This window comes from Pradoshia eiseniae (assembly GCF_002946355.1).
In the GTDB taxonomy this organism is placed as follows: Bacteria; Bacillota; Bacilli; order Bacillales; family Pradoshiaceae; genus Pradoshia; species Pradoshia eiseniae.
Genome location: NZ_PKOZ01000017.1, coordinates 39,224 through 50,740, shown reverse-complemented (window position 1 = coordinate 50,740; position 11,517 = coordinate 39,224). Strand labels below are relative to the sequence as shown.

Below are 11,517 nucleotides of genomic sequence, written 5' to 3'. Positions count from 1 at the left end.
GCTCCCGGCTGATTCGCTCGACTTGCATGTATTAGGCACGCCGCCAGCGTTCGTCCTGAGCCAGGATCAAACTCTCCGAAAGATGTTTGATCTAGCTATAATTTAAAACATTGACGAGAGATATTCTCTCTTGTTTAAGACTTGCTTAGCGTTTCGTTTTGTTTAGTTTTCAAAGAACAATTTTCTTTGTTGTCGTTTTTGGCGACTTGATTATCATACCAAGTTCACTTTGTTTTGTCAACAACTTTTTTATTCTTTTTTGTCGTTCGCTGTAGGTCAGCGGCGACGTATATAAATATATCATCCGTTATTTTATATTGCAATAGCTATTTACGAAAAAGATTATAGTTAATTTATTTCAAATATTTAGCTAGTTTAATCCCTTATTTCAAAAAGAAACTATATAGGTATATATAAAAGAGCCGTGGCAGCCACGGCTCTTTTAACGTTATTATTTATGTCTCATTAATGGGAATAACAGTACGTCACGAATAGACGGAGAGTTCGTTAAAAGCATAACCAGACGGTCAATGCCGATTCCGAGCCCGCCTGTTGGCGGCATACCGTGCTCTAGTGCCTCGATGTAATCATCATCCATCATATGGGCTTCGTCATTACCTTGCTCTCGCTCTTTTAATTGAGCTTCAAAGCGTTGTTTTTGATCAATCGGATCATTCAGCTCAGTGAAGGCATTAGCATGCTCACGCGCCACGATAAATAGCTCAAAACGATCCGTGAAGCGAGGGTCTTCCGCATTTTTCTTCGCAAGCGGTGAAATCTCAACTGGGTGACCATATACAAAAGTTGGCTGAATCAACTTCTCTTCAATTTTTTGCTCGAAGAATTCGTTAATGATATGGCCAACTGCCATCGTTTCGGTAATTTGTACATCATGTTCTTTTGCAAGCGCACGCGCCTCTTCTACCGTCATCTCTTTCCAGAAGTCTACACCAACATATTCTTTGATTGCATCGACCATGTGGAGTCTTGTCCATTTCGGCGCAAGATTCACCTCATATTCGCCATATGGAATGGTTGTTGTGCCCAATACTTCTTGAGCGATGTAGGCAATAACGTTTTCTGTCAGGTCCATGATATCATGGAAATCTGCGTATGCTTCGTATAGCTCAAGCATCGTGAACTCAGGGTTATGACGCGTGGAAACACCTTCATTTCTGAATACGCGCCCGATTTCATACACTTTTTCTAACCCGCCGACAATCAGGCGTTTTAGGTGAAGCTCAATGGCGATACGCATGTACATTGGCATATCAAGGGCATTATGATGCGTCACAAACGGTCTTGCAGAAGCTCCGCCTGCAATCGAGTGAAGCATTGGCGTTTCAACTTCCAAGAAACCATTATCGTCGAAGTAGCGTCTCATCGCCTGGATAATGCGGCTTCTCGCGATAAAGGTTTTTTGGCTCTCTTCACTTGTGATTAAATCCAGATAACGTTTGCGATAGCGCTCCTCAATGTCCTTAAGTCCGTGGTATTTCTCTGGAAGAGGACGTAATGACTTTGTGAGGAATGTGAATCCATTTACTTTAATGGACAATTCGCCCACTTTGGTCTTGAAGATAATTCCCTTCACTCCGACGATATCACCTAAGTCAGCAATCTTGAACAGCTCATAAGCATCCTCACCGATTGCATCTTTTCTTACATAGATTTGGATTTGTCCGCTTACATCCTTAATATGGGCAAAGCCAGCCTTCCCTTTTCCTCGCTTGGTCATGATACGGCCGGCAATGGATACTTCAATATTCTTCGCTTCAAGCTCTTCGTTTTCCAAGCCACTGAACTCATTGATAATCTCTTGAGACAAATGCGTGCGGACGAACTTTTGCCCAAATGGATCAAGGCCCATTTCAGCAATTCGAGTCATCTTGTCACGTCTGACCTGGAACTGGTCATTTAATTCTTCGCTCATTTACTACTCACTCCATCTCTAAATCGCTATATACTGTTTTTTATTTTACACAAAATAACTCCATAAGACACCAGTATCTACTTGAATTTTTTAAAATAGAAGAAAAACTGCCGGTATTGACCCGGCAGCTTTGATTCAAGCCTATTGTAGTTATTAGATGTGAGACTGTCAAATTATCAAACAGCTGTTGTAATTTGCCCTTCCGTTTCAACGTCTTCCACAAGGCTATAAAGAAGACCGACAAGCTGATCACGCGTCTCCACATTATTGATTTCTTTTCTAATCTTCCCGTTGCCTGACACGCCCTTTAAATACCATGCCGCATGCTTGCGCATTTCGCGAACAGCAATATACTCATCCTTCAAAGCGATAAGACGATCGAGATGAAGCACACATACGTCCATTTTCTCGCGGACAGATGGCTCAGGCAATAGAATGCCGCTCTCCAAATATTTTACTGTCTGATACATCATCCATGGGTTTCCAAGAGCTGCCCGGCCAATCATGACCCCATCACAGCCAGTCTCATCGAGCATTCGTTTGGCATCCTGCGGTGTTAGGACATCCCCATTCCCGATTACCGGAATATTGACCGACTCCTTGGCAAGCTTAATGTAATCCCAGTTGGCTTTTCCTTCGTACATCTGCACGCGTGTTCGCCCATGAACGGCTATAGCACTCCCGCCGGCTCTTTCTACAGCTTGTGCGTTATCCGCGATAAAAATATGATCATCATCCCAGCCAATACGCATCTTGACCGTGACTGGTTTATCTACTTTATCAACAACCGCTGAAACCATCTCATATATCTTATCTGGATTCAAAAGCCAGCGAGCTCCTGCTTCACATTTAATGATTTTATTAACGGGACACCCCATATTAATGTCAATAATGTCCGCGTTTGTATTCTTGTCGACATACTGCGCAGCCTTAACGAGCGATTCCTTCTCTCCCCCGAAAATCTGCAGGGAAAGCGGCTTTTCCTGCTCATCAATATAGAGCATGCTCAGCGTCCTCTCATTACCGTACACAATACCCTTGTCACTGACCATTTCTGCACAAACAAGCCCAACCCCAAATTCCTTAACCGTCAGACGGAAGGCAGAATTACACACTCCAGCCATAGGTGCTAGCACTACGGGATTCTTTATTTCGACATTCCCAATTCTTAGCATGGATATTACCTCCCTATCCGCATTTCTTCATTCATCTATTAACCGGAGGCTTAAGTTCCTCCATCGCTATTCCTAGCTGCTCTGCTACTTCCTTCAAAAAGGGTGTTGTTGGAACCCTGTTCCCTCGTTCCACCTCTCCAAGCATGGAGACGGAAACACCGAGCTCTTTAGCGAATTCTTCTTGTGTAAAACCCTTTAATTTTCGAAAGGCCCGAATACGCCTTCCCCATCTTTCCGCTTCCATATCCGTACCCCTTCTTTGTCGGGGATATCGTCCATGACTTCCCTTACCGGTTTGTCCATATTTGGCAGAGTGATGTCCTTATCAATTTCCACGAGCGGAATGGCAACAAAGGCTCTTTCCATAATTCGTGGGTGGGGGATAATCAGGTTTTCCGTTACAATATTCTCTTGATTAAATAGCAAAATGTCAAGGTCTATTGTTCTCGGGCCCCATCTTACTTCCCTTTTTCTGCCAAGCTCTTTCTCAACTTGCATACAGCATGCTAGCAATTCCTGCGCCGTTAATTGCGTCTGCAAGCAAATGACCATATTCAAGAATTTACCTTGTTCTACATATCCCCAAGGATCTGTTTCATAAATGGAGGATACGGCCACGATTTGATTGGAGGGATTGGATGCAAGTTCTTGTAATGCACCCTTTAAGTAGCCTTCCCTATCACCAAGATTCGTGCCCATTCCGATATATGCTACATTCATGCCTGTTCCCGCTCTCTTTCTATTTCCACAGCGACCGATTGATAATGCCCTGGAATCGGCGGGTCTGGCTTGATTACTTTAACCTTGCACGCTTGGACCCTCTCGTGATGAGCAAATACATCCTGAGCAATTTTTTCGGCCACAGCTTCAATTAAATTGAACGGCTTGCCCTCTACAATCTCTTTGCATAATGTGTATATTTCAGCATAATTGACGGAGTTACTCAAATCATCCGTATGCCCAGCTGTTTTTAAATCCACATATAGCGTAAGATCGACCCGATAACGCTGACCAAGCTTATTTTCCTCCGGATAAACACCATGGTATCCATAAAAATCCATCTTTTCAAGGATTATTTTATCCATCTACCTTCACTCTCCCTAACATTGCATCCATCATCCTTGCCGCACGCGCATTTTCCTTTACATCATGCACACGCATAATCTGGCATCCCTGCTGGATTCCAAGACAAACACTCGCAATAGTCCCCTCTATCCGTTCCTTAACAGGCAATTTCAAGGTATTGCCTATCATTGATTTACGGGACGTTCCAAGCAGGACTGGGTAACCCAGACCTGCAATCACGTTCAGGTTTCTCATCATCAGTAAATTCTCCTGAAGATTCTTCGCAAAGCCTATGCCTGGGTCCAGAATAATTTGGCTGTCCTTCACCCCAGCTTTTTTCGTTATTTGTATGCTCTCATATAAATCATTCAGAGCATCTCTTATGAAATTCTCATATGGCTTCTCTTGGCGATTATGCATGAGAATAATAGGAGCACCTGTTTCCGCTGCCACCTTAGCCATATGCGGGTCAGCCTTCGCCCCCCATATATCGTTAATGATATGGGCACCAGCCTTCAGGGCCGCTCGAGCCACCTCAGCCTTATAGGTATCGATGGATATCGGTACATCGACCTCCTTTGCCAAGCGCTCTATAATAGGGACTACCCGTTCGATTTCCTCTTCTGCCGAAATTTGCTCATAACCTGGCCGCGTAGATTCCCCGCCAATATCAATGATATCTGCCCCGTCTTGAACCAGCTGGCATGCCCGTTCTAAGGCTGTATCAACTGCATTGTATCTTCCGCCGTCCGAGAAGGAATCCGGAGTCATGTTTAAGATTCCCATAATTAGCGTCCGGCCGCTCATATCGAGTTTATATGGGCCACAATCCATTATATTCTTCATTTACCAAAACTCCTTCAGCAACACTTTTCTATGGACTACACTATACCACAACTCATGGTCAGGGATGAAAATGAAGACAGCAAAAAAGAGGCTTTCGCCTCTTTTTATTATCATCTATTAATCTTCAAAATTATAAAGGGGTGTACTCAAGTAGCGCTCGCCATTATCCGGAATAATCGCCAATACCTTTTTGCCTGAGCCAAGTTCCTTTGCAACCTGAAGGGCAGCATGAATTGCGGCTCCTGCAGAAATACCGCCTAGAATTCCTTCTTCTTTTGCAGCTCTTCTCGCTTGCTCAAATGCATCTTCATTAGCGACTTTGATGATTTGGTCGTAGATTTCTGTATTTAATGTATCAGGGACGAATCCTGCACCGATTCCTTGAATTTTATGCGGCCCAGGTGTTCCTCCGGATAATACAGGTGAATCAGCTGGCTCAACGGCGACAATTTTGATATCTTTATACGCGTCGCGAAGAACAGAACCTGCACCAGAAATGGTTCCGCCTGTACCGATGCCAGAAACGAACGCATCTAGCTGGTCACCCATCTGCTCCACAATTTCTTTCCCGGTTGTTTGACGGTGAATCTCTGGATTCGCTTCATTCTGGAATTGCTGGGGCATAAAATAACCGTTTTGCTCAGCAAGCTCCGTTGCCTTTGCAATAGCCCCCTTCATTCCTTCTTTCCCAGGAGTTAGGATGAGTTGAGCTCCATAGGCTTTGAGCAAGTTGCGGCGTTCAATGCTCATCGTATCAGGCATGACTAGAATAGCTTTATAGCCCTTTGCAGCCGCGACCCACGCAAGACCAATCCCTGTATTCCCGCTGGTTGGTTCAATAATGGTTGCATCTGGCTTCAATAAACCTTTCTCTTCAGCATCATTGATCATAGCTAAAGCAATACGGTCTTTTACGCTGCTGCCTGGATTCATATATTCTAATTTCAAATAAACTTCAGCAGAACCATCCTCAACAATCTTGTTCAACCTTACGACCGGTGTATTCCCAATCAATTCTGACACATTATTTGCTATTTTACTCAATTCATCCACCCCTAATCCATAGTATTTTCATTGGTTTTATATACAATGTAGCTATTTTTTTCTTTTCTGTCAACTAATTCCCACTAATCTGGGCCTAATTTTCACATTTGGCTAGTGCTTACATCCTATTGCTCATATACCCATTGGACGCCAGCTTCATCCCAAAATAGATTAACAGAAGCGATTGTATCTAATTGTTCCATGCCAATACGCCGTTTGACATAGGAATCAAGCTCCTGATTGGTGTAGGCTTTTCCCTCAATGAACTTCTCCACATATAAAACAGCGTATCCATTATCTATTTCTATAGGATTACTCCACTGACCTTCCTTTAAATCCTTTAAGGAGGTTATATAGCTCCCTGGAACGGTATCTGTCTCTAAAGAGATTAAACCAAGATCGTACTCCTCATAATCAGTCGGGGAGTACTCCATGGCTAAGGATAAAAAATCCGCCCCACCAGTTAAGTCCTTAATAACACGCTCCGCTTCCTCTCTTTTTCCGACAGCAATGTGATAAACCCGGTATAAATCTGGGGTTTGATGAAGATGCTCATTTTCCTCCAAATAGACGGCTACCTCCTCTTCGGAGACTTTGACATCCTTTGTGAGCATCTTTTCAAAAAGGATGGAAAGCTTAAGCTGCTCCATCACCTTTTCGTCATCCGGCTCGACATCCCCGCCATATCCATAGTCTAATTGCCTGAGCCGCCATTCCATCTCTAATTCCTCTTCCGTGACAGAGAGATCATTCTTACTAGCCAGCTGGCGAATGACCTCATTATCGATCATTCCCTTCAGCATGTCCCGGCCATATAATGAATCGAGTTCTTTTATCAATTCGGCCTTTTTTATTTCAGCATTTCCAACTGACGCAACTGTTTCATTTGAGTCACTCTTCGGTGCTGGAGCATAAAGAAAATACACAACCGTTGAGATATTGAGTAAAATCAAGCCAATAATGATGACCGAGCATTGTTTAACAGACAAAGCAACTCCCCCAAATAGCTTACTTTGCTTCTTTTTTCAATTCCTCGAGCTCTTCTTCGGAAAATGCATATGCTTCATTGCAGAAATGGCATTGGGCTTCTATCCCGCCTTCTGTTTCAATCATATCCTGAATTTCTTCCTTGCCGAGGCCAATGATTGCTCGACTATATCGGTCTTTTGAGCATTGACACTCAAACTTAATCGGCATCGTATCTAATACCTTTACGTTCTCTTCTCCAAGAATTTGATTAAGGATTTCTTCTGGCTTTAACCCATCCTTTAGCAGTTCGGAGATATACGGCATAGTATTCAAGGAATTCTCGATTTGTGTGATAACAGCATCATCTGTATCTGGCAGCAGCTGGATAATGAACCCGCCAGCAACGGAAATGGTGTCATCCCCGTTTACAAGCACACCGACTCCAACTGAGCTGGGCGTTTGCTCAGATAAAGCGAAATAGTAGGTAAAATCCTCTCCTAATTCACCGGATACTAAAGGCACCCTTCCAGAGAAGTTATCCTTCATCCCAACATCCTTAACAACCGATAATGTCCCCTCTGTCCCGACTGCTCGCCGGACATCTAATTTGCCCCCTTCACGGGATGCAAAGTCGACATGAGGATTTGTGACATACCCGCGCACCTCTCCCTTCGCGTTGGCATCCACGATAATGGGTCCAAGCGGTCCATCTCCTTCGATACTGATGGTGATTTTTGCTTCACCCTTCTGCATGGCACCCATCATAACACCGGCAGTCATAGCTCTTCCCAGTGCAGCAGAGGCTGTTCTCCATGTGTCATGACGTCTTTGCGCCTCCGCAACGGTGTTTGTTGTCGATACGGCATAAGCTCTCACTTGTCCATTAAAAGCTAATGCTCTTACTAAATAATCGTTCATTATAAGCTCCTTCCTAGCTTTCCAAAAGAATGGCCTTATAGCCGATTCTTCTTGTATATGATTTGCAGCCCCTTTAACGTCAGGAATGGGGCTACCTCGTCAATAGCTGATGTCTCATCAGCAATGAGAGAGGCCCACACTCCCGTTGCGATAACCTTAGGTTGCTGTTTGCTTTGTTTCTTTATACGGCTGACTATCCCCTCAACTTGACCGATTACTCCATAAAGGATCCCGGCCTGCATTGCTGAAACCGTCGTTTTGCCGATGATGCTATCTGGCCGCGATATTTCAACACGCGGCAATTTAGAGGCTCTTGCAAAAAGGGCTTCTGTTGAAATCTCAATACCAGGCGCAATGGCTCCGCCCATATATTGTTTATGTTCATTAACATAACAATACGTGGTTGCTGTTCCAAAATCCACAATGATGATTGGGGCACCGTATTCTTCTATCGCCGCTACAGCATTAACAATCCGGTCACTACCGACTTCACGGGGGTTTTCATACTTTATATGAAGACCTGTTTTAACACCCGGACCTACTACAAGCGGCTCAATTCCAAAATACTTTGTACACATATTGATAAGAGCAGGCATAATCGGCGGTACAACAGAAGACATAATAATCCCTTTAATCTGTTGTGCATCGACGTCGGCGTTCCTAAATAGCTGAGTGAAAACAAGGCCATATTCATCCTCTGTTTTCCGTTGATTCGTTTCTATTCTCCAATGGTAACGCAAACGATCATCCTCATAAATCCCTATCAGTATATTCGTATTACCTATTTCCAAAACGAGCAGCATCTGACCACAACACCTTATCTATAGGATGACCTTATTTTAACATGTGCAATAAAAAAGCGCCCCAATTAAGGGGCACTCCTTTTTTATAGCTTATTCGGGTCATCTGTCTCCATATTAGGAGGTGCAGGCGGATTTTGTTCATCGTTCCTGCCTTCAGCGATTGTCCCATCTTCTTTCGATAAATCTTCAGATACAACTGGTGATTTTTCTTTAGAAGAGAAGTTCACCTTTACATCACCATTCGTTTTCTTGCGCTCAGGCAATGTGCCATGGTCCGCTAGGTGACGAATTTGTTCTGCATCCAAGGTTTCTATTTCAAGCAATGTATTAGCGATTAAATCAAGCTTACCGCGATTTTCAGTAAGGATTGTTCTTGCGCGCTCATAGCATGTCTTGATGATGCTTTGAATCTCTGTATCAATCTCGTAAGCAATCTTGTCAGAGTAGTTTTGTTCACTATTGATGTCACGCCCAAGGAATACTTGACCACCTTGTGGTTGACCGAACTGCATTGGACCAAGCTTGTCACTCATACCGTATTCAGTGACCATTTTTCTAGCGATGCTTGTCGCGCGCTGGAAGTCATTGTGAGCACCAGTACTTACTTCTCCAAACACGATTTCCTCTGCAACACGTCCGCCTAATAGACCGGTAATCTTATCATAAAGCTCTGGCTTGGTCATGAAGTAACGGTCCTCACGTGGAAGCATGACTGCATATCCGCCTGCCTGGCCTCGCGGAACGATTGTTACTTTATGAACCATATCCGCTTCGTCCAATACAAGGCCGATAACGGTATGACCGGATTCGTGGAAAGCCACGATGTTTCTTTCCTTCTTGGAAATGACACGGCTCTTCTTGGCAGGACCGGCAATAACACGGTCAGTCGCCTCATCGATATCACTCATGTCAACTTCCTTCTTATCTTGTCTAGCCGCTACGAGAGCTGCTTCATTCAACAGGTTCTCAAGATCTGCACCTGAGAAGCCTGGTGTTCTCATCGCAATTGCTTTAAGATCTACATCATCAGAAAGCGGTTTGCCCTGTGCGTGAACACGAAGGACCGCTTCCCTGCCGTTTAGGTCTGGGCGATCAACCGTAATTTGACGGTCGAAACGTCCTGGACGTAATAACGCAGGGTCAAGGATATCCGGACGGTTAGTCGCAGCAATAATAATGATTCCCTCATTAGCACCGAAACCATCCATTTCAACGAGCAACTGGTTCAATGTTTGCTCACGTTCATCATGCCCGCCGCCAAGGCCTGCGCCACGCTGGCGTCCAACTGCATCTATCTCATCAATAAAGATGATACATGGAGCATTTTTCTTCGCATTCTCAAACAAATCACGTACACGCGATGCACCGACACCAACGAACATTTCAACGAAGTCAGAACCGCTAATAGAGAAAAACGGTACGCCAGCTTCACCAGCCACTGCTCTTGCAAGCAATGTTTTACCAGTTCCCGGAGGTCCCACTAAAAGGACACCCTTTGGAATTCTAGCACCGAGTTCAGCGAATTTGCGAGGATCTTTCAAGAATTCAACAACCTCAACAAGCTCCTGCTTCTCCTCATCGGCTCCCGCAACGTCTTTGAAGCGAACCTTTTTCTTTTCTTCGCTGTATAGCTTAGCTTTGCTCTTGCCAAAATTCATTACCTTGTTTCCGCCGCCTTGCGCATTATTCAGCAAGAAGAAGAATAATAGCAAGATAATCACAAACGGAATCATGGAAGTAAGGAATGTTACCCAAGCGCTTGTTTGTTCAGCGCCTTTTACATTAGTAGGCACACCCTGGTCATCAATCAGATCAGTGACCTTCTGTGCTTGCTCAGAAAGAATATAGGTTACATAAAACTCATCTTCCTTAGCACCTTTTTCTTGACCTGTTACAGCGTATACACCGTTCTCTACCTGTAGGTCGGCAGATTTAATTTCACCAGCTTCAAGTTTGTTTATGAACTCAGTATTTGACATTTGTGTGGTTGGTTCGGAGTTTTGGTTAAATACACTCACGACCCCAATGATCGCCACAAAAATAAATAAATAAAATATTGTATTTTTAAATATACGGTTCATCCCTAACCTCCTCCCAAAGGAAACTAAATAGTATTTGCCTATAGTGCATTTAGGTTACTTAATATTTTATATAATTAGAATTGACGCGTCTATTCTGCCGAATCGAACGTATACTAATCATTTATATCCCTAAAATTATGATTCATAAACTTCTCTTTTTAGAACCCCAATATACGGGAGATTACGGTACTTTTCTATGTAATCCAACCCATAGCCGACAACAAATTCATTCGGCACGTTAAAGCAAGCGTAGTCTGCCTGTATATCTGCTTTGCGTCCGGACGGCTTATCAAGCAAGGTAACGAGCTTGATTGATTTAGCCTTACGGTAGCGGAATAGATCGACCAAATAAGATAAAGTGAGGCCGCTATCAATGATGTCCTCGATAATAAGCAAGTCTCGCCCTTCTACCGACGTGTTCAAATCCTTGATAATTTTCACTTCACCAGATGAAACTTGGGCAGAACCATAGCTGGAAACATCCATGAAATCCATTTCCAAATAGCTGTCAACGCGTTTCAGCAAATCATTCATAAAAGGCATAGCACCTTTCAAAACACCGATTACAAGTGGGTTTTTGTCCTTGTATTCCTCAGTGAGCATGGCACCCACTTCTTTGATTTTCTCTTGGATCTCCTCCTCGGAAATCAAAATCTTTTCTATGTCATTGTGGATAGTCATTC

At 43.7% G+C, this 11,517-nt stretch carries 12 protein-coding genes and 1 rRNA gene; all 13 read right to left on the bottom strand.

Features of this window, described 5'->3' with window-relative positions:
• Window positions 1-82, bottom strand: a 16S ribosomal RNA gene (locus CYL18_RS17155); the annotation flags it as partial.
• A 369-nt stretch (window positions 83-451) separates the two neighbouring features.
• Window positions 452-1,933, bottom strand: coding sequence for a lysine--tRNA ligase (gene lysS / locus CYL18_RS17150; protein WP_104850716.1), 1,482 nt, complete (start codon window positions 1,931-1,933; stop codon window positions 452-454).
• 176 nt (window positions 1,934-2,109) lie between these two features.
• Complete coding sequence (dusB, locus tag CYL18_RS17145; RefSeq protein WP_104850715.1) at window positions 2,110-3,108, bottom strand: tRNA dihydrouridine synthase DusB; 999 nt, start codon at window positions 3,106-3,108, stop codon at window positions 2,110-2,112.
• 31 nt (window positions 3,109-3,139) lie between these two features.
• Complete coding sequence (locus tag CYL18_RS17140; RefSeq protein WP_104850714.1) at window positions 3,140-3,352, bottom strand: helix-turn-helix domain-containing protein; 213 nt, start codon at window positions 3,350-3,352, stop codon at window positions 3,140-3,142.
• A complete protein-coding gene (folK, locus tag CYL18_RS17135) occupies window positions 3,304-3,828 on the bottom strand; it encodes a 2-amino-4-hydroxy-6-hydroxymethyldihydropteridine diphosphokinase (RefSeq protein ID WP_104850713.1) in 525 nt (174 codons plus the stop codon). The genes CYL18_RS17140 and folK overlap by 49 nt, the downstream gene beginning before the upstream one ends.
• Window positions 3,825-4,193, bottom strand: a complete 369-nt coding sequence (gene folB, locus CYL18_RS17130) for a dihydroneopterin aldolase (protein WP_104850712.1) — start codon at window positions 4,191-4,193, stop codon at window positions 3,825-3,827. The genes folK and folB overlap by 4 nt, the downstream gene beginning before the upstream one ends.
• Window positions 4,186-5,019: a dihydropteroate synthase gene (gene folP, locus CYL18_RS17125; RefSeq protein WP_104850711.1), complete on the bottom strand. Its 834-nt coding sequence runs from the start codon at window positions 5,017-5,019 to the stop codon at window positions 4,186-4,188. Before folP ends, folB begins: the two co-directional genes overlap by 8 nt.
• A 117-nt stretch (window positions 5,020-5,136) precedes the next feature.
• Window positions 5,137-6,063: a cysteine synthase A gene (gene cysK / locus CYL18_RS17120; protein ID WP_104850710.1), complete on the bottom strand. Its 927-nt coding sequence runs from the start codon at window positions 6,061-6,063 to the stop codon at window positions 5,137-5,139.
• 125 nt (window positions 6,064-6,188) lie between these two features.
• The gene (locus CYL18_RS17115; RefSeq protein WP_104850709.1) at window positions 6,189-7,052 is read right to left on the bottom strand and encodes a peptidyl-prolyl cis-trans isomerase; all 864 of its coding nucleotides are present in this window, start codon (window positions 7,050-7,052) and stop codon (window positions 6,189-6,191) included.
• Window positions 7,053-7,071: 19 nt separating this feature from the next.
• A complete protein-coding gene (gene hslO, locus CYL18_RS17110) occupies window positions 7,072-7,950 on the bottom strand; it encodes an Hsp33 family molecular chaperone HslO (protein ID WP_104850708.1) in 879 nt (292 codons plus the stop codon).
• A gap of 35 nt (window positions 7,951-7,985) precedes the next feature.
• Window positions 7,986-8,753 (bottom strand): type III pantothenate kinase, encoded by a 768-nt coding sequence (locus CYL18_RS17105; protein WP_104850707.1) that lies wholly within the window; start codon window positions 8,751-8,753, stop codon window positions 7,986-7,988.
• Between the two features lie 83 nt (window positions 8,754-8,836).
• Window positions 8,837-10,834: an ATP-dependent zinc metalloprotease FtsH gene (gene ftsH, locus CYL18_RS17100; protein WP_104850706.1), complete on the bottom strand. Its 1,998-nt coding sequence runs from the start codon at window positions 10,832-10,834 to the stop codon at window positions 8,837-8,839.
• A 135-nt stretch (window positions 10,835-10,969) separates the two neighbouring features.
• A complete protein-coding gene (hpt, locus tag CYL18_RS17095) occupies window positions 10,970-11,515 on the bottom strand; it encodes a hypoxanthine phosphoribosyltransferase (RefSeq protein WP_104850705.1) in 546 nt (181 codons plus the stop codon).
• Window positions 11,516-11,517 lie beyond the last annotated feature (2 nt).

Excerpts from the sequence above, each read along its gene's own strand:
- lysS (WP_104850716.1), bottom strand. The coding sequence starts at position 1,933 with ATGAGCGAAGAATTAAATGACCAGTTCCAGGTCAGACGTGACAAGATG.
- dusB (WP_104850715.1), bottom strand. The coding sequence starts at position 3,108 with ATGCTAAGAATTGGGAATGTCGAAATAAAGAATCCCGTAGTGCTAGCA.
- CYL18_RS17140 (WP_104850714.1), bottom strand. The coding sequence starts at position 3,352 with ATGGAAGCGGAAAGATGGGGAAGGCGTATTCGGGCCTTTCGAAAATTA.
- folK (WP_104850713.1), bottom strand. The coding sequence starts at position 3,828 with ATGAATGTAGCATATATCGGAATGGGCACGAATCTTGGTGATAGGGAA.
- folB (WP_104850712.1), bottom strand. The coding sequence starts at position 4,193 with ATGGATAAAATAATCCTTGAAAAGATGGATTTTTATGGATACCATGGT.
- folP (WP_104850711.1), bottom strand. The coding sequence starts at position 5,019 with ATGAAGAATATAATGGATTGTGGCCCATATAAACTCGATATGAGCGGC.
- hslO (WP_104850708.1), bottom strand. The coding sequence starts at position 7,950 with ATGAACGATTATTTAGTAAGAGCATTAGCTTTTAATGGACAAGTGAGA.
- CYL18_RS17105 (WP_104850707.1), bottom strand. The coding sequence starts at position 8,753 with ATGCTGCTCGTTTTGGAAATAGGTAATACGAATATACTGATAGGGATT.
- ftsH (WP_104850706.1), bottom strand. The coding sequence starts at position 10,834 with ATGAACCGTATATTTAAAAATACAATATTTTATTTATTTATTTTTGTG.
- hpt (WP_104850705.1), bottom strand. The coding sequence starts at position 11,515 with ATGACTATCCACAATGACATAGAAAAGATTTTGATTTCCGAGGAGGAG.